Source organism: Streptomyces sp. NPDC085931, from assembly GCF_044540565.1.
Lineage (GTDB): Bacteria > Actinomycetota > Actinomycetes > Streptomycetales > Streptomycetaceae > Streptomyces.
On sequence record NZ_JBITSK010000002.1, the window covers coordinates 195,434 to 219,412 of the forward strand.

General features: G+C 71.6%; 15 protein-coding genes. 6 read left to right on the plus strand and 9 right to left on the minus strand.

The features are described 5' to 3' along the window. Positions 1-30: 30 nt before the first annotated feature. From ACIGAN_RS03910 to ACIGAN_RS03920, 3 genes are all read right to left on the minus strand, one after another. Positions 31-1,248, minus strand: coding sequence for a methyltransferase domain-containing protein (locus tag ACIGAN_RS03910; RefSeq protein WP_399854691.1), 1,218 nt, complete (start codon positions 1,246-1,248; stop codon positions 31-33). A 228-nt stretch (positions 1,249-1,476) separates the two neighbouring features. Further along, positions 1,477-3,057 carry an MFS transporter gene (locus tag ACIGAN_RS03915; RefSeq protein ID WP_365098480.1) on the minus strand — a complete coding sequence of 527 codons (1,581 nt, stop codon included), beginning with the start codon at positions 3,055-3,057 and terminating at the stop codon, positions 1,477-1,479. Positions 3,058-3,118: 61 nt separating this feature from the next. Then, a complete protein-coding gene (locus ACIGAN_RS03920) occupies positions 3,119-3,703 on the minus strand; it encodes an NADPH-dependent FMN reductase (protein WP_351367774.1) in 585 nt (194 codons plus the stop codon). A 311-nt stretch (positions 3,704-4,014) separates the two neighbouring features. Between ACIGAN_RS03920 and ACIGAN_RS03925 the strand changes: the two genes are divergently transcribed. From ACIGAN_RS03925 to ACIGAN_RS03945, 5 genes are all read left to right on the plus strand, one after another. After that, a complete protein-coding gene (locus tag ACIGAN_RS03925; RefSeq protein ID WP_399854693.1) occupies positions 4,015-7,275 on the plus strand; it encodes a BTAD domain-containing putative transcriptional regulator in 3,261 nt (1,086 codons plus the stop codon). Between the two features lie 292 nt (positions 7,276-7,567). Next, positions 7,568-8,623 (plus strand): glucose-1-phosphate thymidylyltransferase, encoded by a 1,056-nt coding sequence (locus ACIGAN_RS03930; protein ID WP_365740594.1) that lies wholly within the window; start codon positions 7,568-7,570, stop codon positions 8,621-8,623. Next, positions 8,620-9,609: a dTDP-glucose 4,6-dehydratase gene (gene rfbB, locus ACIGAN_RS03935; RefSeq protein ID WP_399854694.1), complete on the plus strand. Its 990-nt coding sequence runs from the start codon at positions 8,620-8,622 to the stop codon at positions 9,607-9,609. Before ACIGAN_RS03930 ends, rfbB begins: the two co-directional genes overlap by 4 nt. Further along, on the plus strand, positions 9,606-10,994 hold the full coding sequence (locus ACIGAN_RS03940; RefSeq protein WP_365098474.1) for an NDP-hexose 2,3-dehydratase family protein: 1,389 nt from the start codon (positions 9,606-9,608) through the stop codon (positions 10,992-10,994). Before rfbB ends, ACIGAN_RS03940 begins: the two co-directional genes overlap by 4 nt. A gap of 36 nt (positions 10,995-11,030) precedes the next feature. Continuing rightward, positions 11,031-11,996 (plus strand): UbiA family prenyltransferase, encoded by a 966-nt coding sequence (locus tag ACIGAN_RS03945; protein WP_399854695.1) that lies wholly within the window; start codon positions 11,031-11,033, stop codon positions 11,994-11,996. Between the two features lie 85 nt (positions 11,997-12,081). Here ACIGAN_RS03945 and ACIGAN_RS03950 read toward each other — a convergent pair whose 3' ends face one another. The 5 genes from ACIGAN_RS03950 to ispH all read right to left on the minus strand — a co-directional run bounded on the left by ACIGAN_RS03950 (position 12,082) and on the right by ispH (position 20,131). Next, positions 12,082-14,484 (minus strand): ATP-binding protein, encoded by a 2,403-nt coding sequence (locus ACIGAN_RS03950; protein WP_399854696.1) that lies wholly within the window; start codon positions 14,482-14,484, stop codon positions 12,082-12,084. A 604-nt stretch (positions 14,485-15,088) separates the two neighbouring features. After that, complete coding sequence (gene ispG, locus ACIGAN_RS03955; RefSeq protein WP_399854697.1) at positions 15,089-16,258, minus strand: flavodoxin-dependent (E)-4-hydroxy-3-methylbut-2-enyl-diphosphate synthase; 1,170 nt, start codon at positions 16,256-16,258, stop codon at positions 15,089-15,091. Further along, a complete protein-coding gene (locus ACIGAN_RS03960) occupies positions 16,255-18,105 on the minus strand; it encodes a 1-deoxy-D-xylulose-5-phosphate synthase (RefSeq protein WP_399854698.1) in 1,851 nt (616 codons plus the stop codon). Before ACIGAN_RS03960 ends, ispG begins: the two co-directional genes overlap by 4 nt. A 4-nt stretch (positions 18,106-18,109) precedes the next feature. Then, positions 18,110-19,153, minus strand: coding sequence for a polyprenyl synthetase family protein (locus ACIGAN_RS03965; RefSeq protein ID WP_365098464.1), 1,044 nt, complete (start codon positions 19,151-19,153; stop codon positions 18,110-18,112). Positions 19,154-19,180: 27 nt separating this feature from the next. Beyond that, entirely contained in the window at positions 19,181-20,131 is a 951-nt protein-coding gene (gene ispH, locus ACIGAN_RS03970; RefSeq protein ID WP_399854699.1) for a 4-hydroxy-3-methylbut-2-enyl diphosphate reductase, read from the minus strand. 267 nt (positions 20,132-20,398) lie between these two features. Here ispH and ACIGAN_RS03975 point away from each other — a divergent pair, with 267 nt between their 5' ends. After that, positions 20,399-21,565, plus strand: coding sequence for an IS701 family transposase (locus ACIGAN_RS03975; RefSeq protein WP_399854700.1), 1,167 nt, complete (start codon positions 20,399-20,401; stop codon positions 21,563-21,565). A 550-nt stretch (positions 21,566-22,115) separates the two neighbouring features. On the opposite strand, the gene ACIGAN_RS03980 is transcribed toward ACIGAN_RS03975, so the two are convergent. Further along, complete coding sequence (locus ACIGAN_RS03980; protein ID WP_399854701.1) at positions 22,116-23,702, minus strand: FAD-binding oxidoreductase; 1,587 nt, start codon at positions 23,700-23,702, stop codon at positions 22,116-22,118. Positions 23,703-23,979: the final 277 nt, after the last annotated feature.

Sequence of the window (23,979 nt, forward strand, 5' to 3'; positions counted from 1 at the left end):
CGGCCCGTTGTGTGGTCCCTGGCGGGGAGATCAGACGATGTGGACGTCGGGCACGTAGAGGATCCACTTGCCGCCCGCGGCCCGGAACTCACGCTCCTTCGCGAGGATTTCCTCGGCGTGGTTCCAGGCGAAGAGCAGGGCGTAGTCGGGGTAGGGCTGGGAGAACTGCTCGGACGGCCGGATGGGGATGTGCGTGCCCGGGGCGAGCCGGCCCTGCTTGGCGGGGGTGTTGTCGCAGATGAACGGGACCAGGTCGGGGCCGATGCCGCAGTAGTTGAGGACGGTGGCGCTCTTGGCGGTGGCGCCGTAGCCGACCACCGAGTGGCCCTGTTCGCGCAGGTCGGTGAGGAGCCGCACCAGGTCGCGGCAGCTCTTCCTCACGTGCTGGGCGAAGCGGTGGTAGGTCTCGGGCCGGCCCAGGCCCGCCTCGCGCTCACGCTCGACGTGTTCGGTGACGGCCGCGGAGACGGTGCGCCGCCCGGGCCGGGCGACGGTGTACCGCATGGACCCGCCGTGCACGGACAGCGGCTCCACGTCGGCCAGTTCGAGGCCGAAGCGCCGGGCCATGGCCTGCACGGAGCCGACCGAGAAGAGGTAGAAGTGCTCGTCGTAGATCTGGTCGAAGGCGTTCTGCTCGATGATCGAGCCCAGGTAGCGGTCCTCGATGACGAAGACGCCGTCGGGGCCGAGCAGCGCGTCCACGCCCCGGAACACCGAGTCGATGTAGGCGATGTGGCTGACGGTGTTCGCGGAGAAGATCACGTCGGCGGGTCCGTCGGCCGCGGCGATGTCGCGTGCGCTGGAGTCCTGGAAGAAGTCCGTGCGCACCCGCACGCCCGCGGCCTTGGCGAACTCCGCGACCTGCGCGGAGGGGTCGACGCCGAGGTGGCGCACGCCGGCCCGGCCGATCGTCCTCAGCATGGTCCCGTCGTTGGAGCCGATCTCCACCACGAAGGGGTCGTCGACGGCGAGTTCGCCCTCCAGCAGCCGGTGCGCGTACTTCTCGAAGTGCTCGCGCATGACGGCCGAGCCCGCCGAGCGGTACGGGTAGTCCTCGTGGAACATCTTCTCGCGGGGCACCTCTTCGATGAGCTGCACCATGGTGCACTCGGTGCAGACACCCGCGGCCAGCCGGAAGTAGAACTCGCTGCCCGCCGTCTCCGGCGTCACGAAGGAATCGGAGACGGGCTGCCGGCCGAAGTCGAAGAACTCATCGACCGGGCCACCGCAGATTCGGCATGGGACCATGGACGGATTCCTTTGCGTGTCGAGGGGGGCGGTTTGACGCGCCAGGGACGCGAGCGCACGGCTCCATGCTGTCGACGGCCGGGAGGGGGGTCCATGAGCGGGCCATCTCATGTGTCAGGTCAGCGGCCTGACCGTCGGCGGACAAGCTGACGTCGGCGGCCCGGCGCGGAGAAACGGCGCGGGCCCTTCGCCGGGGTGGCGAAGGGCCCGCGCCGGGACGTTCGGCGGTCAGGAACCGGCAGGGACGGACTCCTGCCGGGCGGCGGCCGCGTCGTCCTCGGCCGAGGGAGCGCCGCCCACCTTGCGCAGCAGCGTCACCGCCAGCACCGCGGTGACGGCGATGAGCGAGGCGCAGACGACGGCGACGACGTTCATGCCGCCGGTGTACGCCTCGCGCGCCGCGGCCAGCACCTGGTCACGCAGGTCCGAGGGCAGCTCCTGGGCGGCGACGATCGCGCCCTCCATGCCGCCGCGCACCGCCTGGGCCTGCTCGGCCGGCACGCCCTGCGGGACGGTGATGTCGCCGCGGTAGAGCGCGGTGCCCAGGCTGCCGAACGCCGCGACGCCGAGCGAGACGCCGAACTCGCCGCTCGTCTCGGACAGGGAGGCGGCGGAACCGCCCTTCTCCGGCGGGGCGGAGCTGACCACGAGGTTGGTGCCCAGGGCGCCGATCGGTCCCGTGCCGAAGAAGGCGATCACGAAGCCGGTGATCAGCAGCGGCAGTCCGCCCACCGGGTCGACGAAGGCGACCAGGAGGTAGCCGACGGTCGTCAGGACGAGACCGCCGCCGATCACCAGGCCCATGGGCAGCCGCTTGGTCAGGCTGGGGGCGATCATCGCCGCCACGATCGAGGCGAGCGCCGAGGGCACCATCCACAGGCCGGCGGCGGTGGGCGACAGGCCCTCGACCATCTGCAGGAAGCCGGTGATGAACAGGTAGCTGCCGCCCATGGTGGCCATCGCCAGCATCAGCACGAGCAGCGCCGAGGTGAAGGCGCCGGAGCGGAACAGGCGCAGGTCGAGCAGCGGGTGCGTCAGCCGGGTCTGGCGGCGGACGAAGACCACGCCGACGGCCAGGCCGGCCGCGATCACCAGCAGGGACAGCGGCTGCCAGCCGTAGCGGGCGATCTCCTTGAGACCGAAGATGACCGGCAGGATGGTGCCCAGCGAGAGGGCGACGCTGAACAGGTCGAGCCGGCCGCCGTCGGGGTCACGGTACTCGGGGAGCAGGACGGGACCGGCGATCAGCAGGATGACCATGACCGGGACGCCGAGCAGGAAGACCGAACCCCACCAGAAGTAGTCGAGCATCACGCCGCCGATCATGGGGCCGAGCGCGGTGCCCGCCATGAAGCAGCTGGCCCACACCGCGATGGCCCGGCCGCGCTGCCCCGGGTCCTGGAACATGTTGCTGATGAGGGCGAGCGTGGAGGGCATCAGCGTGGCCGCGGCGACACCGAGCAGCGCCCGGGTGGCGATCAGCATCTCGGCGCTGGTGGAGTAGGCCGCCAGCAGTGAGGTGGCGCCGACGAAGGTGGCGCCGATCAGCAGCAGCCTGCGCCGGCCGATCCGGTCGCCGAGCGTTCCCATGGTGACCAGGAAACCGGCGATCATGAAGCCGTAGATGTCCATGATCCACAGCGTCTGGGTGCCCGTGGGGTTCAGGGACTCCGCCAGGTGCGGCAGCGCGAGGAACAGCACGCTCTGATCGAGCGCCAGCAGCAGCGTGGGCAGGGCGAGCACGGCGAGACCGAGCCACTCACGGGTCCCTGCCTTCACCGGCGTCGCCGGGGAGACATGAGATGACATGGGTGTCCTTCCAGGATCGGGGACGGTGTGGTGCGGACCACGGGGAACGGTGCGGGGAGCGTCAGCCGGGGTAGGGCCGTACGGCCCGTGCGTCGCGCAGGGTGCGCCCCCACCAGGTCAGCTGGTCGAGCATCGTCTTGGCGGCGGCCTCGCACTCCGTGGCGTTCACCAGCCGGCCCTGCTCGTCGAAGCGGTTCCAGTACTCGGGGAAGGCGACGGAGTCACGGACCGTCACGGCGTGCAGACCGGGCAGGATCTCGCGCAGATGGGCGACGGCGCGCAGACCGCCGGCGATGCCGCCGTAGGAGACGAAGGCGACCGGTTTGGCCTTCCACTCGTCGACGTACCAGTCGATGGCGTTCTTGAGCGAGGCGGGGAAGCTGTGGTTGTACTCCGGGGTGACGATGATGAACGCGTCGGCGCGGGCCAGCCACGGCGCCAGGTCCTGGACGGCGGCCGGCCGCTCCGCGTGCTCGTCCGCCGGCAGCACGTCGGGCAGCCACACTTTCGCCAGGTCGATCACGTCGACGGCGAGATCCTCGCGCTTGGCCGCCTCGTCCGCGATCCAGCGGGCCGCCGTGGGCCCGAATCGGCCGTTGCGGATGCTGCCGATGATGACGGACACCCGCAGTTTCGGCTCAGGCATGGTTCCCCTCCGTGGGCTCGGGTCCTCGGCTCCCACGGTGCCCGGCGCCGCTCCCGGCCCGCTCCCGGTCCGCTCTCGGCCTCTCTCGGTGCTCTTGGCGCTCTCGGCGCTCTCGGCGCTCTCGGCGCTCTCGGCGCTCTTGGTGCTCTTGGTGCTCTTGGTGCTCTCCGGCCGGAGCCTCTCGGTCGGCACGCTCGGGCCTCTCCCACTGCCGGCCGACGCCCCCCCACCCGGTCGCTCGCAATCGCTCCCGGCCGTCTTCGCGCCGTATCGTCCTGTCGTCGGCCGCCCGGTTCGGCTAGCGTGATCACATGCGTTTCGGGGTGCTCGGCCCGCTGGCGGTGTGGACGGACGAGGGACGGCCGGTGCGGGTGCCGGAGCTGAAGGTGCGTGCTCTGCTCACCGCGCTGTTGATCCACCGTGGCCGGCCCGTGTCCGTGGACCGGCTGATCGACGACCTGTGGGGCGAGCAACTGCCGAGCAACCCCGCCGGTGTGCTGCAGAACAAGGTGTGGCAGCTGCGCCGGGCCCTGGAGGACGCCGCGCCCGGCGGCCGGGACCTGGTGGCCTCCCGCCCGCCCGGCTACGAGTTGGCGGTCCCGCCCGGCTCCGTCGACGCCGACCGCTTCCTCGACCTGACCGCCCGCGCCCGCCACGGCACCGACCCCCGCACCCGCACGAACCTGCTGACCGAGGCGCTGGCCTTGTGGCGGGGGCCGGCGTTCGCCGACTTCGTCGACGAGGAGTTCGCCCGTGCCGCCGCCGACCGACTGGAGGAGCAGCGGCTGACGGCGCTGGAGGAGCAGGCCGAGGCCCGGCTGGAGCTCGGTGAACACGCCCTGGTGGCCGACGAGTTGGCGGACCTGGTGGGGTCGCACCCGCTGCGCGAGCGGCTGCGTACGGCCCATATTCGCGCCCTGTATCTGGCCGGCCGGCAGAGCGCCGCCCTCACCAGCTACGCGGAACTGCGCGAGCGGCTCGCCGAGGAGCTGGGCGTGGATCCCTCCCCCGAACTGGCCGCGCTGCACCAGGCGATCCTCACCCAGAGCCCGGCCCTGGCGGCCGCGCCCTCGCCGAGCACCACCGCGGCCCGGCCGCCGACGAACCTGCCCGCCACGCCGGTCGACCTGATCGGCAGGGACGAGCTGATCGAGCGGCTGCGCGCACTCGTCGGCCGGCACCGGCTGGTGACCCTCACCGGCTCGGGCGGCGTGGGCAAGACCCAGCTCGCCCTGGCGACGGCGGCCGCGGTCGGCCCGGAGTTCCCCGGCGGTGTCTGGCTGGCCGAGTTCGCCTCCCTCGACCCTTCCGCAACGTCGGCCACGGAGGTGCACGAGGTGGTCGAGGCGGTGCTCGGCGTGCGCGACGACATCACCTCCTCCCCCTCCCCCGACGGTGACCCGCTCTCCTCCACCGCGCGGGTGGCGCACGCCCTCGGCGACGCGCCGGCCCTGCTGGTCCTCGACAACTGCGAGCATGTCGTGGAGCCGGTGGCCGAGTTGACGGCACGGCTGCTCAGAGCGGCGCCGCGGCTGCACATCATGACCACCAGCCAGACCTCGCTCAGCGTGGGCGGCGAGCAGCTCGTGGAGGTGCCTCCGCTGGACCTGCCGCAGTCCGCCGCGGGTCTGAGCACCGAGGACGTGCTGCGGTTCAGCGCCGTCGAACTGTTCGCGGCGCGGGCCGCCGCGGCCGCCCCCCGCTTCCGGCTGAGCGAGGAGACCATCGCCCCCGTGGTCTCCGTCTGCCGCCGCCTCGACGGCATTCCGCTGGCACTGGAGATGGCGGCCACCCGGGTGCGCGCCCTGGGGGTGCAGGAGCTGGCCGCCCGGCTCGACGACCGGTTCACGCTGCTGGCCGCCGGGACCCGCGACGCCCCGGCGCGCCATCGCACGCTGCGGGCGGTCATCGAGTGGAGCTGCGGCCTGCTGAGCCCTCGGGAGCGGGCGGTGCTGCACCGCCTGGCCGTGCACGCGGACGGCTGTTCGCTGGCGGCGGCGGAGGAACTGTGCGCGGGCGCGGGCGTGGACCACACGGAGGTGCTGGACCTGCTGGCCCGGCTGGTGGACTGCTCCCTGGTGGTCATGAGCGACGGCGTCGACGGGCCGCGCTACCGGCTGCTGGAGTCGGTCACCGCGTACTGCCTGGAGCAGGTGCGGATGAGCGGTGAGCTGGAGGCCCTGCGGCTGCGCCACCGCGCGTACTACACCGCGTTTGCCGAGCGGGCCAGGCCGCACCTGCGCGGCCACGGGCAGCGGGAGTGGCTGCGCCGGCTCGACAGCGAGACGGCGAACCTGCGCACCGCGCTGGAGAGCGCCGTGCACAGCGGGGACGGCGAGCGGGCCCTGCGGCTGGTCAACTCCCTGGCGTGGTACTGGCACCTGCGCGGCCGCAACCGCGAGGCGGAACGTTCCCTGACCGCGGCGCTCGCCCTGGTGCCGCGGACGCCGGTCACTCCGGCCGTCGCCGAGGCGACGGCCTGGCTGGGCGGGACCAGGCTGCTCCTCGGCGGCGGCAAGGACCCGCTCGCCGAGTACCGCGCCGCGCTGCTCCCCTACGAGGAGCTGGACGACCCCGGCGGCGAGGCGCACGCCCAGTGGTTCCTGGGCTCCAACCTGTACGGCGTCGGGGACCTGGGCCCCAGCGAGGAGCTGGTCGAGCGGGCGCTGATGACGTTCCGGTCGCTGGAGGACCGCTGGGGCACGGCGGCGGCGCTGAGCAGCCGGGCGTTCATCGCCAAGCTGCGCGGCGAGTTCGGCGCACTGCGCAGGTACGGCGAGCAGAGCCTGGAGATCTTCCGCGAACTGGGCGACCGGTGGGGGCAGTTGCGGGCCATGGTGCCGCTGCAGACGCTGGCCGAGGTGGTCGGGGACTACCCGCAGGCCGGGCGGCTGCTGCGCGACGGACTGCGCATGGCGGAGGACCTGGAGCTGTGGCCCGAGGTGTCGTTCCACCTCTCGGGGCTGGGGCGGATCTCCCTGCTCACCCGGGACTGGGCGATGGCCCGGGAGTACCACGAGCGGGCCCGGCGGCTCGCCGTGGAGCAGTCGGACGACTTCGGCGAGCAGTTCGCGGAGATGGGACTGGCCATGGGGGCCCGGCGGGAGGGCGACCTGGACACCGCCGAGCGTCACCTGCGCAACGTGCTCGACGTACACCGGCGCATGGGCTACCAGCCCGGGGTGCCCTCCCTGATCCTCGCCGAGCTCGGGTTCGTCGCGGAGTCGCGCGGCGACTGGCGGACCGCCCTGGAGTTGCAGCGGGACGGCCTGAAGGTGGCGCAGGAGTCGGGTGATCCCCGCGCGGTCGCCCTGGGTCTGGAGGGTCTGGCCGGGGCGCAGCTCCTGGCGGGCCATGCCGAGCGGGCGGCGTGCCTGCTCGGCGCGGCCGCCGCGGCCCGGGCACGCGTGGGCACTCCCCTGCCCGAGGGCGAGCGCGACGACGTGGACCGGATCGCGGCGGGCGCCCGTGAGCGGCTGGGCGAGGAGCGGTTCACCGCCGCCTACGAACGGGGCGGGACGCTGAGCCCCGAGGAGGCGGCACAAGAGATGCCGGCCGGCGAGCAGGTGTGACCCCCGGGCCGTGCGGCCGGGGCACGCGCCTGATCCCGCACGGCGCCGGCCGACCACGGTGCCCCGCCCGTGCACCTGTTCGGCGCCCGCCTCCCCTGCCCGGTGGCGCCGGCCGGATCGGCCTTCCCGCATGAGCGAATAGGGCAGCGTGCGTCATGCCCAGCAGGACATGACAGAGTCCAAAAACATATCGACGGGCGTCCACAGCGGCGCCGTTAGCCTCACTTCACGCACTCCCGGAAATTCCTACGGACATCACCCATTGGCCGAAGAAACGATCCGGAAGGACAAAGTGAAGGCTCTCGTACTGTCCGGCGGGATGGGAACCCGGCTTCGGCCCTTCACCTATTCCACGCCGAAACAGCTGATTCCGGTCGCCGGAAAGGCGGTCCTGGAACATGTCATCGACAACATCCTGGCTGCGGGCATCACCGATATCGGCGTGATCGTCGGCGACCGGTCGGAGAAGATCCGCGAGGCGATGGGCGACGGGTCCCGGTTCGGCGCCCGCATCACCTACATCCACCAGGCACAACCCCTCGGCCTGGCCCACTGCGTGCTGATCGCCCGGGAATTCCTGGGGGCCGACGATTTTCTGATGTACCTCGGCGACAACATCCTGTCGGAGGGAATCACAGAAATCGCGCGGACTTTTACCGCGCAGCGGCCGGACGCCCAGATCGTCGTCCAGAAAGTCGCCGACCCGCGGGCTTTCGGAGTTGCCGAGATCGACGAGTCGGCCACGGTGACCCGGCTGGCCGAGAAGCCGGCCGTACCGCGCAGCGAACTCGCTCTGATCGGCGTCTACTTCTTCACTCCGGCCATTCACCGGGCGGTCGACAGCATCCGGCCGAGTGCCCGCGGGGAGCTGGAGATCACCGACGCGATCCAGTGGCTCGTGGAGCACGGAGCCCGGGTGAAGGCGAGCGAGTACTTCGGGTTCTGGGCGGACACCGGGAGCGTCGACGCCGTCCTCGCATCCAATCGCCGGCTGCTGGACGAGGTGCGCCCCCAGCGGCACGGCGAGGTGGACGACGCCAGCGTACTGAACGGTCCGGTGGTGCTCTCCCCCGGTGCGCGCGTGGTGCGCTCCCGCATCGAGGGACCGGCGTACATCGGCCCCGGGAGCGTGGTGGAGGACAGCCACCTCGGGCGCTACACCGCCATCGGCGCCGGCTGCGTGGTACGGCGCACGCTCATCGAGGACTCGATCGTGCAGGACGGGTCCTCGCTGTCGGACCTGCGCGGGCTGAGCGGCTCGCTCATCGGCAGGACCGCCTCGGTGACGGCCACCCGCCGGCACCGGCTGATCGTCGGGGACGACTCCCGAGTGGAGGTCGCATCATGAGAATCCTGGTCACGGGCGGCGCCGGCTTCATCGGCTCGCACTATGTGCGCGCCGTGCTCGACGACCGTTATCCGCAGGCCGTCGGCGCCCGGGTCACCGTCGTCGACAAGCTGACCTACAGCGGCAACCTCGCCAACCTGCCGGCCGGCGCGGAGCGTCTGGACTTCGTCCGGGGTGACATCTGCGACGCCGGACTGCTGCGGGAGCTGCTGCCCGGCCACGACGCGATCGTGCACTTCGCGGCCGAGTCGCACGTCGACCGCTCCGTGGCGGCCGCCGCCGACTTCGTCCGCACCAACGTCCTGGGCACCCAGGTGCTGCTCGACTGCGCGCGCCTCGCCGGCGTGGAGCGGATCGTGCACGTCTCCACCGACGAGGTCTACGGGTCGATCGCGTCCGGGTCGTGGACCGAGACCTGGCCGCTGGCGCCCAACTCGCCGTACGCGGCGTCCAAGGCCGCCTCCGACCTCGTGGTCCGCTCCTACTGGCGCACCCACGGGCTGGACGTGTCGATCACTCGCTGTTCCAACAACTACGGCCCCTACCAGCACCCCGAGAAGCTCATCCCGCTCTTCGTCACCAACCTCCTGGAGGGCGAGCCGGTGCCGCTGTACGGGGACGGGCACAACGTCCGCGAGTGGATCCACGTCGAAGACCACTGCCGCGCCGTGGAGATGGTGCGCGCCAAGGGCCGGGCCGGGGAGATCTACAACGTGGGAGGGGGTGTCGAGCGGACCAATCTGGAGCTCACCCACCAGTTGCTGGAGCTGTGCGGCGCCGACGCGTCCGCCATCCGCCGGGTGGCCGACCGGCCGGGCCACGACGACCGCTACTCCCTCGACGGTACGAAGATCCGCGAGGAGCTGGGCTTCGAGCCGGCGGTGCCGTTCGAGCGCGGTCTGCGCGAGACCGTCGACTGGTACCGGGACCACCCCGGCTGGTGGAAGGACCTCAAGCGCGCCGCCACTCCGGAGGCGGACCGATGAGCGCGTCGGCACCGGCCCTGCGCAGCCGTGACGAGCAGGCGGCCGGACCGGACCGCCTCATCCGCTCGGTGCTCGCCGCGCACGGCCGCGGTCCGCGCACCGAGGACTTCGTGCCGTGGCTGGCGGAGCGCACGCGCACCCACCGGTACCGGGTGGAGCGCATCCCGTTCGCCGGCCTCGACAACTGGTCCTTCGCGCCGGGGACCGGGAACCTCGTGCACCGCAGCGGCCGGTTCTTCACGGTGGAGGGCATCCACGTCACCCATCCCGAGAACCCGGTCCCGGAGTGGCGCCAGCCGATCATCAACCAGCCGGAGGTCGGCATCCTGGGCATCCTCGCCAAGGAGTTCGACGGCGTCCTGCACTTCCTGATGCAGGCGAAGATGGAGCCGGGCAACCCCAACCTGGTGCAGCTGTCGCCGACCGTGCAGGCGACCCGCAGCAACTACACGAAGGTGCACCGGGGCGCGGACGTGAAGTACCTGGAGTACTTCCTGAACGTACCGCCGGAGCGGGTGATCGCCGATGTGCTCCAGTCGGAGCACGGCTCGTGGTTCCTGCGCAAGGCCAACCGGAACATGGTCGTGGAGGCGGACGGCGAGGTCCCGCTCGAGGACGGTTTCTGCTGGCTGACCCTCGGGCAGATCGGGGAACTGCTGCGCCTCGACAACGTGGTGAACATGGACGCGCGTACGGTCCTCGCCTGCGCCCCGGTGCAGCCGGCCGAGACGGGAGCGCTCCACTCCGACCTGGGGCTGCTGTCCTGGATCACGGCCGAGCGCGCCCGCCACGACCGCCGGGTGCGGTCGGTGCCGCTGGCCGAGGTGACGAACTGGGTGCGCGGCGACTGGTCCATCGACCACGAGCCGGAGGGCTTCTTCCGCGTGATGGCGGTCGCGGTGGAGGCCGCCGGCCGGGAGGTCGCGCAGTGGACCCAGCCCTTGATCGAACCGCTCGGTCTCGGGGTCACGGCGTTCGTGACCCGTCGCTTCGGCGGTGTCCCCCACCTGCTCGTACGGGCCCTGCCGGAGGGTGGCCTCCTGGAGACGCTGGAGCTGGCGCCGACGGTGCAGTGCGTGCCGGACAACTACCGCCACTTCCGCCCCGATCAGCGCCCGCGCTTCCTCGACCTGGTGCTCGGCGCCGACGAGAGGCAGATCCGCTACGAGGCGGTGCACTCCGAGGAGGGCGGCCGCTTCTATCACGCGCAGAGCCGTTACCTGTTCGTCGAGGCGGACGAGTCGCAGGCACCCACCGAGCCGCCTGCGGGGTTCTGCTGGATGACACCCGGGCAGCTCAACGCGCTGGTGCGGCACAGCCGGTACGTCAACGTGCAGGCACGTTCACTGCTCGCCTGCCTCAACACCGCCGCGGTGACGCTCTGAGGAGGCGTCCCCGGCCCGACAGTAAGGACTCACTCCATGGCGGCTGCGGGTATGCAAGTGGCCCCCGACGCAGGCGTTCTGCAGCGACTCGGCAGGTACGCCAGGCTGGTCAAGTTCCAGTTCGTCCTCGACTTCCTCCTCGCGCTGCTCATCGTGTGGACGGCGATGGAGCCGGGCGCCCGCCTGGACGGGCAGGTGCTCCTGACGCTGCTGGTGTTCGCCGTGGGAAAGGTGGGCGTGCTGTCCGCGGTCATGACGCTGGACGACGTGACCGGCGTCAAGGACGGCAGCGACACGGCGAACTACCTCTCCGACGGCAACACCGAGCTGCGGCCCCTCAAGCGCAAGCCGCTGCTCACCGGCGAGCTCACCGTGCACCAGGCGCAGCGGTTCGGGTACGTGGCCCTGGGGTGGGGGGCGCTGTGGTGGCTGGTGGCGGTGCTCGCGGCACCGCACGCGCCCGTGTGGGGTGTCGTGGTCACCACGCTGCTGTTCGTCTTCAGCCCGCAGTACTCGTGGGGCCTGAAGCTCAGCTACGTCGGGCTCGGTGAGCTGCTGCTGCTCTTCTCGGCCACGGCGTTCGTGCTGTCTCCCTACTCCCTCACCGCCGGTGACCTTCCCGCGCTGGTGCTGGTGGAGGCGCTGCTGTTCGGGTTCGGGCAGCTGCTGATATCCGGCTACTCCAACACCCAGGACATCGCCGGGGACGCGGCGGTGGGCCGGCGCACCGTCGCGGTGATGACGTCGAAGCGCGGCAACCAGGTGTTCCTGGGGGCGCTGACGGCGGCGAACCTCCTGGTGATCCTCGGGCCGTACGCCGCGGGGTGGATTCCCGGCTGGTTCGTGGTGGCGACCGTGCCGCTGATGGCGCTGCGGCTGCGCCAGTACGTCTCCTTCCTGCGCGACGGCCACGCGCTGCTGGCGCGCTCCCGCGGCGTGGTGGTCTTCCGGACGACCGTCGCCGGTGTGCTGCTGTTCAACGTGGCGCACCACTGGTTGTGAGCGCGCGGGGCCCGGTACGGCGAGCGGCGGCACCACCGCCGCTCCGCCTGCCGGGCCCCGTCTTCGACGCCTGTCCGCGGCCCCTTCAGGCCCGGGAGGCGCGCGCGCCGGAGGGCCGCAAGGCCGTCGGCCGGCTCCGGCGGGCGGAGTCCTGCTTGGACATCCAGCTGGCGACCTGGACCCGCGAGGTGCAGGCCAGTTTGCGCATGATCTTGCGTACGTGGTTCACGGCCGTCCACTCGGCGATGCCGAGACGGCGGGCGATCTCCCGGTTGGTGAGGCCGTTGGCCACCAGTTCGGCCACCTCTCGCTCCCGCGGGGTGAGCGGGTTGGGGGCGCCGTCCGGTGCGCGGTCCGGCTCGGCGCTCTCGGCAGGGGTGAGTACGGCGGCGACCGCGGTCTTCGGCGGCGACTGCCGGCCCTCGGCGGCGAGCTCGGCGGCCTCCTCCTCGCCCAGGCGTACCCGGGTGAGGGCGGTGACCGCGTCTACCTCCATGCGCACGGGGGCGGGCGCGACACAGCCGGTGGCGGCCCGGATGCCCGCCGCCGCTCCCAGGGCCCGTGCCGCGCGGCGCCAGGTCTCCATCGACTGGCCCCGGCTGCGGGTGAGCAGGAGCGTGAACTTCTCCAGGCCGAGCGCGCACAGCGCCAGGTGCCCCAGCTCGGCGAAGTCCCGCAGGGCGGAGCGGTACAGATCGACCGCGCCGTCCTGGTCGCCCAGCGCGAACGCCACGTCGCCCAGGACGAGACGGGTGAGCGCGATGTTGCGGACGTCCCGCTGCCGCTCGAAGAACTCCAGCGCCTCCTCGGCGAGTCTGCGCGCGCAGGCCGCGTCGCCCTCGGCGCGGCGGACCTCCGCGAGGACGCGCAGCACCTCGGCGTGCTCCGCCCCGTCGTCGGCGGCGGCCACGCAGTCCTCGACACGGCGGTCGGCCTCGGCCAGGTCCCCGCGCCGCAGTGCGACGAGCCCGGCGCCGCGCATGCAGGCGGCGACTCCGGCGGCGTCGCCGAGTTCCTCGTAGGCGGCTCGGGCCTTGCCGAGGCAGTCCTCGGCGGCCGTCATCTCGCCGGCGGCCAGCAGGAGTTCGGCGAGCGCCAGGCGTCCCGTGGCCTGCTGGGCCAGGGTGAGGCCGCCGGCGTCGTCGAGTCCGGCCCGCAGCCGGGCGATGCCCTCCCTGATCTCCCCGCGGGCCTGCCAGTACTCGCGCAGGTGCACGGCGATCGCGACCAGGTTCGCGGTGTCGCCGGTGCGCTCGAGGAAGTCCAGCGCGCCGGCGAGGTCCTGCCGCCAGTAGTCGATCACGAGCAGCCACCGGCTCTGGTCGGGGCCGCGCAGTCCGCTCTCGGCGCTCTCGGTGAGGTCGACGCAGAACGCGGCGTGCGCCGCGGACAGCTCCCGGTCCTCCCCCAGCGTCTGCGCCTCCTCCAGCAGGAACTGCCGGGTGAGGCCGAGCATGGAGATGATGAGTTCGCCGTCGGAGCACTCCTCGGTGTGCAGCAGGCTCTTGTCGACGAACGTCTCCAGCAGGCGCTGCAGTTCGGCGACGTCGCCCGGCCACAGCGCCTGGGCGGTGGGCAGGTCGAACGCCCGGTGGAACACCGCGAGCCGTCTGAGCAGGGCCCGCTCGTCCTTGTCCAGCGTGTCGAGCTGGCGGGCGATGGCGGCGCCCATGCTGCGGTGCCGGGACAGGGTGTCGAACTCGGTCCCGGACAGGGCGTCGAGGCTGTGGTCGAGTTCGTCCAGGAGGCGCTGCGGGGAGAGCATCTTCATGCGGGACGCGGCGAACTCGATGGCCATCGGCAGGCCGTCGGTACGGCGGCAGAGCCGGACCACCGCGTCGCGGTTGTGCTCGGTGAGCGCGAAGTGGGGGCGGCTCACGACGGTGCGTTCCACGAACAGTTTGACCGAGGGGATCTCCCGCAGCTCGTCCAGGTCCGGCTCCCGGTCGGCCGGGGGCAGCTCCAGCGGGCGCAGGCGCAGCAATACCTCGCCGTAGATGCCGAGCCGTTCGTTTCCGGTCATCAGGACGGTGAGCCGGGGGCAGTCGTTGACCAGCCGGGTTACGGCCGGTACGAGCGCGGCGCGCATCCGGTCGCAGCCGTCCAGCAGGAGCAGGGAGCGGCGGGGCCGGAGGTAGGCGCGCAGCAGCGGGTGCACGGGCCGGCCGGTGACGGTCTCCAGGCCGAGCGTCTCCGCGAGGAGCGTCTCGGGGTCCTGGCCGGGGTGGACGTCGTTCAGGTCGACGGCCCAGCCGCCGTCCTCGAAGGACTGGGCGACGTCGGCGTACGCGGCCGCGGCGAACCGGCTCTTGCCGACTCCGGCGGGGCCGGTGACGGTGACGACGCGGACGGCCGGATTGCCGAGGAGTCCGCGCAGTTCGGCCCGCTCCTCCTGCCGCCCCACGAGGGAGCGGTTGGCGACGGTGAGCAGACCCGGTCCGCCGGCGCCGAGGTCGTCAGTGGTGGTGCTCGGACTGATCGGGTACATGGGCAGCCCCTATGGATCAACGGACACACGTGATGGATCGATCCCGCTGATTTCCGGCAAGCTCGTACGCAGGACGAGCCGAGGTGTTCCTCGCCGCGCCTACAGTGACCCGGCGCGCCAGCACCTCGGAGAAGCCGGAGGAACGTCGCCGTCTCGGGACGGCGGGACGAGAATCGCGCGCAGGCCGGGGAGCCGAACGCTCCGCCTCGGCCTGCCGGGCGCAGGACCTCCCGTCCGTGGCCGCGCGCGACACCTGCCGCACACCACGTGCAGTCACCCCCGTTTCCATCCTGTTCCGGACAGTGCCACGGTAAGTTAGTCGCGCGCTTGAGCGAATTGATTCCAGCCGGGCATCTCCGGCCATCGCCACCCGCGGAACGACTCAACCCGCTTTTCGTGCCGCTCAACACCCCTGTATCACTTGTGCGTTCCCCTCCGCCGGACCGTCGCCCGAGCCGGTGGCGCGGCGTCGCAGTCGCGAGCGGGGCACGGCTGGTTGGCGCAAAACCTTCCTCAAAGAGCACGAAGAATGTCAACTCCCCGGCACGCGAGGACGGTCCGCGGGCGACCCGCGGACCGTCCTCGGCACGAAAGGGACGTCAGGTCAGGACGGGGTGACGATCACCGGCCCCGCCCCGTCGACCGGCGCGCCGCGCTCCTCGGCGATCCGCACGGCCTCCTCCACCAGCGTCTCGACGATCTGCGACTCCGGAACGGTCTTGATCACCTTCCCCTTCACGAAGATCTGCCCCTTGCCGTTGCCGGACGCCACGCCCAGATCGGCCTCCCTGGCCTCGCCCGGCCCGTTCACGACACAGCCCATGACGGCCACCCGGAGCGCCGCGGGGAACCCCTCCAGCGCCGCCGAGACCTTCTCCGCCAGGGTGTGCACGTCCACCTGGGCCCGCCCGCAGGAAGGGCAGGAGACGATGTCCAGACCCCGCTCGCGCAGGGCCAGCGCCTCCAGGATCTGCGTGCCGACCTTGACCTCCTCCACCGGCGGCGCCGACAGCGAGACCCGGATGGTGTCGCCGATCCCCTCGGACAGCAGCGCTCCGAACGCCACCGCGGACTTGATCGTGCCCTGGAACGCCGGGCCCGCCTCGGTGACCCCGAGGTGCAGGGGGTAGTCGCAGCGCTGGGCGAGCAGCCGGTACGCGGCGATCATGACCACGGGGTCGTTGTGCTTGACCGAGATCTTGATGTCGCGGAAGCCGTGCTCCTCGAAGAGAGAGCACTCCCACAGCGCCGACTCCACCAGCGCCTCCGGGGTGGCCCTGCCGTACTTCTCCAGCAGCCGGCGGTCCAGCGAGCCGGCGTTGACGCCGATGCGGATCGGGATGCCGGCGTTCGCCGCCTCCTTGGCGATCTCACCGACCCTGTCGTCGAACTTCTTGATGTTCCCCGGGTTGACGCGTACGGCGGCACATCCGGCGTCGATGGCCGCGAACACGTACTTGGGCTGGAAGTGGATGTCGGCGATCACCGGGATCGGCGACTTCCTGGCGATGGCGGGCAGCGCGGCCACGTCGTCGGCGGAGGGGACCGCGACCCGGACGATCTGGCAGCCCGCCGCCGTCAGTTCGGCGATCTGCTGCAACGTGGCGTTCACGTCCGCGGTCACGGTCGTCGTCATCGACTGCACCGACACCGGTGCGTCGCCGCCGACCGGCACCGAACCCACCATGATCCGGCGGGACTTGCGCCGCCGGGCCAGCGGCGGCAGAGCCGCCTCCGTCCTGACCGACGGCATTCCGAGACCGACCGTCGTCATCGTGTCTCTCCTCCGCGTTCCTGGTCGATGAGGCGGGCCATCTCCCGCTGGAAGTCGGCACTTCCGGTGGTGACGCGGCCCTCCACCGGACCGCTGATCTCCTCCACCACCGCCCTGGCGATGTCCTGCGCGGTCAGTCCGCAGCCGGCGAGCACCTCGGCACGGCTGCCGTGCTCGAGGAAACTCCGGGGGATGCCGAACTCCCGCATCGGGGTGCGCACCCCCGCGTCGCGCAGGAACTGGGCGACGGCCGAACCCACGCCGCCGATGCGGGAGTTGTCCTCGACGGTGATGGCGAGGCGGTGCCTGCGCGCCATGTCGGCGAGCGTCGGGTTGACCGGCGTCACCCAGCGCGGGTCGACGACCGTCGCGCCGATGCCCTGCGCCCACAGCACCTCGGCCACCTGCAGCGCCACCGGGGCCAGCGCTCCGACCGAGACGATCAGCACGTCGAGCGGTCCCGCGCGGTGCAGGACATCGGTGCCGGCGAACGTCGTCCTGGCGGGGATGTCGTCGCCCGTGGGGCCCTTGGGGAAGCGGACCAGGGTCGGCCCCTCCTCCCACTCGACTGCCTCCGCGAGCAGCTCGGCGAGGCGGGCACCGTCCCGCGGGGCGGCGATCCGCAGCCCCGGCACCACCTGGAGCACCGACAGGTCCCACATCCCGTTGTGGCTGGGACCGTCGTCGCCGGTGACACCGGACCGGTCGAGGACGAACGTCACGGCCCTGCGGTGCAGCGCCACGTCCATCAGCAGCTGGTCGAAGGCGCGGTTGAGGAAGGTGGAGTAGATGGCGACGACCGGGTGGACACCGCCCAGGGACATGCCCGCGGCCATGGTGACCGCGTGCTGCTCCGCGATGCCGACGTCGACGACCCGGTTCGGGAAGCGCTGCCGCATCGGCAGCAGCCCCGTCGGCTCCAGCATGGCCGCCGTGATCGCCACGACGTCCGGCCGGCGCTCGGCGATGCGGACGAGCTCGCGTCCGAAGACGGAGGTGAACGACGGCCCGGCGGAACCCTTCAGCGGCCGGCCCGTTTGGGGGTCCATCGGCTTGACGGCGTGGCCCCGGTCCAGTTCGTTCCGCTCCGTCACCGTGTACCCGCGGCCCTTCTCGGTGACCACGTGCACGACGACGGGCCTGCGCAGGTCCCGTGCGCGGCGCAGCGTCTCCTCCAGCACCGGCACGTCGTGCCCGTCGACCGGGCCGAGGTAGGCCAGGCCCAACTGTTCGAACAGGCCGGGGACGCCCCGCCGTCCGGCACGCAGCTGTGCCAGGTGCTCGGCGAAGCCGCCCTGGGTGAGGGCGTAGGAGCGCTGGTTGTCGTTGAGCACGACGACCAGCGGCCGGTCCGGTCCGCCCGCGATGTTGTTCAGGGCCTCCCACGCCATGCCGCCGGTCATCGCCCCGTCGCCGATGACGGCGACCACGGCCCGGTCGGTGCGCCCTTGCTGGGCGTCGGCGCGCGCCAGGCCGTCGGCGTACGACAGCGCCGTGGACGCGTGGGAGTTCGCCACCAGGTCGTGCTCGGACTCCGCCGGGTTCGGGTAGCCGGACAGACCGCCCTGCCGGCGCAGCCGGTCGAACCCCGCCGCCCGGCCGGTGACGATCTTGTGCACGTACGACTGGTGACCGGTGTCCCACAGCAGCCGGTCGCGGGGCGAGTCGAAGACCCGGTGCAGGGCGAGGCTTAGTTCCACCACCCCCAGGTTGGGGCCGAGGTGGCCGCCGGTCGCACAGACCCGGTCGACGAGGAAGTCCCGGATCTCCGCGGCGAGTGCGCGCAGTTCCTCCGCGCTCAGTTCCCGGAGGCGCTCCGGGCCGTGCACGGTCTGCAGCAACGACATGCGATCACCGGTCCCGGTAGGCGACTTCGAGGGCCATCTCGCTCAGTTCCTCCCGCCACACCGGGTCGATCGCGGCCTGGTCGAGGGCCGCGCCGGCGCGTTCCACGAGCGCGTCGATGCGCTCCTCGATCCGGGTCCTGCTCTCGCCGAGCAGGTCGAGCAGCGCCGCGGTGTCCCATTCGGGGCGGTTGACGAGCAGGCGCACCTGCTGGTCGCGCTCCGCCGCCTCGGCGAGGAGCAGCGTCATTTTGTGCTGCTCCAGGTCCAGTCCGACCGGCTTGCCGGCCACCGTGCTGTCGCCGAACGCGCCGATGAGGTCGTCGCGCAGCTGGAAGGCGAGTCCGAGGCACTCGCCGTACTCCTCGAACGCGGCCGTCAGGTCGGGCCGTCCGGCGAGCGCGGCGCCCAGCAGCAGGGGACGCGTGATGCTGTAGCGGCCGGACTTGCAGATCGCGATCCACCGCGACAACTCCGGCGCGATCACCCCCTCCGCGGCCACGGCCACGTCCAGATGCTGGCCGATCTGGATCTCGGTGACCATCTCGCCCCACACGTCACGGGCGCTCGGCGGCAGGTCGCGGGTGAGGCGGTCGGCGTAGAGCATGGCCAGCACACCGGAGATCAGGGCCACGCCCTCGCCGTAGCGGCGCGACTCGCCCCGCCAGCCGCGCTCCGCGTGGACCGTGGCGTGCCGGATGTGCGCCGCGGGGGCCCCGCGGCGGGTGTCGGACGCGTCGAGTACGTCGTCGTGCAGCAGCGCACCGGTGTGGATCAGTTCGATGGCGGAGGCGGCGTCCGCCACCGCCGGGTCGTCGGGGTCGCCTCCCGCGGCCAGGTACCCCGTCACGCAGAAGGCGGGGCGCAGCCGCTTGCCGCCCGCGTCGACCAGGGAGGTCACGGTGTCCACGGGCACCGCGCCCCGTTCGTCGACACCGCTCCAGCGGGCGCGTTCGTCGGCGAGGAGCTCGCCGAGACGTCGCTCGGCCCTGCGCAGCACCTCGGCACGGGTGTCGCGCACGGTGAGCCGGTCTGTCACCGCGGTCGTCATCTGTTGCTCCCTCTCCTGTCCGGCCGGTCAGCCGGCCTTCGCCGTCTCGATGAGGTGCGTCGGCGGATGAAAGACCACGTCCTCCTGCGCCACCTGTTCGATCTCGATGTCGCGGTAACCGAAATCCGCGAGCCTTCCCAGAACCTGGTCGACGAGAATCTCCGGGGCACTGGCACCTGCGCTCAGGCCCACCACCGACACTCCGTCGAGCCAGCTCTCATCGAATTCCGTGACGTCCGGGACAAGATAGGCGGGAACGCCAAGCCGCCGCGCCACCTCGACCATCCGAAGTGAATTGCTGGAATTCCGGGAGCCCACCACGAGCATCAGGTCCGAGCGCGGCACGACCTGTTTGACGGCGTCCTGCCTGTTCTGGCTCGCAAAACAGATGTCGTCGGTCGCGGGGCCGCGCAGATCGGTGAAGCGGCGGCGCAGCACCTCGATGATGTCGCGCGTCTCGTCCACCGACAGCGTCGTCTGGGTGAGGAAGGCCACCGGGGTGTCGGCCGGCAGGTCCAGCCGCTCGGCGTCCTCCACGGTCTCCACGATCACCGTGCGGTCGGGCGCGTGCCCGTAGGTCCCCTCGACCTCCTCGTGCCCGGCGTGGCCCACCAGCAGCAGCGTGCGCCCCTCCCGGGAGAACCGCTTGGCCTCCTGGTGCACCTTGGACACCAGCGGGCAGGTGGCGTCGATGACGTCCAGCCGGCGGGCCTGCGCGTTGCGCCGCACCTGGGGCGAGACGCCGTGCGCGGAGAACACGCACACCGCCCCCTCGGGCACCTCCTCCTCGGAGTCCACGAACCGCACGCCGCGCTGTTCCAGCTGCCGCACCACGTAGTGGTTGTGCACGATTTCCTTGCGCACATAAAGCGGAGTTCCATGGCGTTCCAACGCCAGCTCGATAATCGAAATGGCCCGGCGTACACCGGCGCAGAAACTGCGCGGTTCCGCGAGGATGACCTTCTTTGAGCGTCCCATTTTCACCCGTCTCCGCTGCGTGATTCAAGTCCCGCAGCAGACTGTGCTGTTCAAGGGTGTCCCGGTCAACCGTTCCCAGGGCGCTCGGGCTCGAAGCAGTCATGTACCGAGGGCGCCCCAACCGCTGAACCTTGCTAGGCCCTTGTCATTCAATACGGCTGCCTCCGATTCCTAATGTGGAGCCGACCGCACGGCGTGAATCGAACCGACCGCACGGCGTGAATTGAGCGGTCCGCACGGCGTGAAAGGAATCGACCGAGGAGTGATATGAGTACTGCTCTCATTCGGCCCGACGCCGTGCTCGGGGATGCGCTCGACGACCTGGGCACGGAGCTGTTCGCGACACTGCGCCGCTGCGACCAGCGGCGGCGCGGCATGGAGTACATCCACGGACTGCTCTCCACCCGCGGCCGGAAGTCGATACGGAACATGGCGGCGCTGAAGGGCAGCAGCACCGGCCAGAGCCTGCATCACTTCATCTGCAGCTCCACCTGGGACTGGATTCCGGTGCGCCGGTCCCTGGCCGGGTACCTGACCCGCCTCGCGCCGCCGCAGGCCTACGTCGCGCGCCTGATGACGATTCCGAAGGTGGGGCGTCACTCGGTGGGAGTCAGCCGGTACTTCTCGGTCGACGAGGGACAGGCGCTCAACGCCCAGCGTGCCGTGGGGGTGTGGGGCGTCGGCGACACCATCACGGCCCCGTTCAACTGGCGGCTGTACCTGCCGCAGACCTGGATCAAGGACGGGCTGCGCCGCAATCAGGCCTCCATCCCGTGCGAGGTGGGGCCCGAGACGCTGGGCGACTGCGTGCTGACGGCCTGCCGGGAGAGCCTGGCCGCCTGGGAGCTGCCGGCGCAGCCGGTCGTCGTCGACATCGAGGAGGCCGACCCCGTCGCCACGGTGCGCGGGCTGCGCGCCATGGGCTTCCCGGCCGTGGTGCGGGTCCACGGCGACCTGCCGTTGACGGTGCACGATCCCGCGCTGACCGGGCACGGCGCGCACCTGCTGACCGCTCCGGAGATCATGCAGGCGGCGCGGGCCCTGTTCCGGCCCATGGCCCGCCTGAAGACCGTCTCACGTTCGCTGCCCGCGGTCCGCAGGACCGCGCTGGTCGCGGCGGTCGGGGTGCGGGCGCCGGGGGCGGGCCCGGGCGGGGCGCCGCTGTCACTGGTCGGGGTGAACGCTCCGGGCCGGCGCGGCCCGGCCGAGATGTGGCTGACCGACCTGCCCCATCCGGCCGCCTCGGTGCTGCGCTTCGCCGACGCCGCGCGACGGGTCGACCGCGACTTCGACGAGGTGACGTGTCGGGTGGGCATCCGCGACTACGTCGGCCGCTCCTACGGCGGCTGGCACCGCCACACCACCCTCGCCTCGGCCGCGCACGCCGTGGCCGTGCTCTCCACGGCGGCTCCGCAGGCACGGCAGGCCTCCTGATCCTGTGCCGGGCGGACTACGGCGACGAGCGTGGGCCTCGACGCGGGCGCGGCGCGGGTAGGCCCGAGTGCCGGTGGTGCAGTTGACCCCGGCCCGGTGCCGGTGATCCGGCTCGCCCCGGCCCGTTCCGGTGATCCGGCTCGCCCTCGCCCGGGTGCCGGTAATCCGGCTCGCCCTCCCCCGGGTGCCGGTGATCGGCCGGATCCGTCGGTCCTGCCGCTTCGTGCTGCCGCATGACGGTGATCCGCCAGACGCTGCTGCCCGGGGTTCAACGCCGTACCGCTGCCCTCTCAACAGTTCCGGAGTCGGCGAAAGGGCTCGCGCCGCCCCGGCACTGGCAAGACCCGGCGTACCGGCGCACCCTCCCGGACCTCACTCGCCTCCGCGGTGCGGGTGTGCGGCTGGACCCGCAGGCGAGCCGGCCACAGCCAGAAGGGCGAGGCACGCTGAACGCCCGGCTTCTGGGGGTCGGTTTGGTCGGAGCAGGGGCCGGGCGGCGCAGCCATGGGCCGGGCGGGCGTGACGCCCCGCCCGGCCCGTGCTGTGCCGCTCAGCTGTCCGGCAGCTCGATCGACTGCGGGTGGCGGAAGAAGTTCCGCGGATCCCACTTCGCCTTGATGCGCTGCAGCCGCGGGTAATTGTCCTTGTAGTACAGCTCGTGACAGGACACCCCGGACCGGTTGAACGTGGGGTCGCTCAGGTCGTTGTCCGGGTAGTTGATGTAACAGCCGTCGGTGACGTCGTTGAGCACCGGGACGCCGCCCGTGTCGGCGTACAGATCCTGGTAGAAGGACCGCAGCCAGGTGACGTTCCGCTCGTCGTCCTCGGCCCTGTGCCAGTACGACTCGAAGTAGACCAGCCAGAGGGCGTCCCGGTGGGTCGCGGCGGTGGCGTGGTCGTCCAGGGCGCTGATCTGTCCGCGGACGGAGTTGATGACCAGGAAGCTGTACGGGTTGGGGTTGACCGTCTTCGTCAGGTACCGGTAGATCGTCCGCACCTGGTGCTCGGGGAAGGCGTCCTTCATGTAGGTCGACTTGTGCGAGGTGCGCAGACTGGGGCTGGTGATGGTCTCGCCGGCGGTCATGGTCCGCGCGGTGGCCTTGAGGAACGGCTGCTCCGTGATGTCGACGCCGCGCGGCCGCACGCCCAGCGCGTCGGACACGAACGCGATGAAGTCGTCCACCAGCTTGCGGGCGCCCGGGACGGTCGAGTCGATCTGCGCGACGAAGTTGAAGGTGCCCGAGTCGGCGTGCTGCAGGAAGATCCAGTGACCCATGTCGATGTAGGGCGAGTCGAGGCTGCCGTGGGTCCTGGACCAGTCGGCGTACCGGGCCATGAAGGTCGCGAAGGCCTCTTCGGTGATGTCCTCCCACGACCAGGCCGCGAAGATGGAGAAGACGGTGGCCGGCGCCTTCGGCAGCAGGTCGCCCGGGCTGCCCTCGGCGCCGCGGCTGCGCATCCAGAAGCGCGTGACCACACCGAAGTTGCCGCCTCCTCCGCCGGCGACGGCCCAGGCCAGGTCGTGGTTCGGGTCCTCCGGGTCGCGAGTGGCGACGACGGCGCGCACCTCGCCCCGCTCGTCGACGGTGACGACCTCGACGGCGTAGAGGTGGTCGCTGAGGATGCCGTGCTTGCGCGAGAGGATGCCGTATCCGCCGCCGGAGAAGTGGCCGCCGGCGCCCGTGGCGTAGCAGCCGCCGCCCGGGAGGGTGACGCCCCAGCCGATGTGCAGCGTCTCGTAGATCTTCAGGAGCGTGGCGCCGGGCTCCACCACGAAGGCGCCTCGGTCGTCGTCGAAGCCGACGTGGTCCATCAGCCGCAGGTCGACGATGATCTCCGTCTCGTCGTTGAAGACGAGGTTCTCGAAGCAGTGGCCGCCGCTGCGGATCGCGATGCGCTTGTTGTCGCGGACCGCCTCCCGGACGATCTCGACGACCTGCTCGGTGGTGGAGGGCAGGCGGATCGCCTCGGGAGAAGCCACGTGCCGGTTGTTGCCGTGACCCCTGATCATGTCGGGGTAGCGCGCGTCCTCGGGCGTCACGGTGGGGATGGCGTCGGTGTGGCGACGCGGCGCCGTGCTCTGGGGGGTGGCCGGAGCCGGGTGGGCGTTGGCTAAGGTGCTGTTCACTCGGTTCATGCTCCCGTCACTCGGTTCATGCTCCCGTTTCGTGAGCTGCTCGTCGGGCGGGCTGGTCAGCTCGCCCGACACCACCAGCGTCCGTGCTCCCGTCGGGGCCGGTCCGGAACTCCACGGGCTATTTGTCAGGTACACCGATCTCGGTCGCCGTGAGGTGGTGTGGACCAGCCAACGACCGACGATTTTCCGGCAGCCGGGACTTTTCTGATCGGTCGTCCCGCCCTCGCTCACTGCCAGTGAGGGCTGCTCCCGGAGACGAAGGAGGCGTCGGACGTGC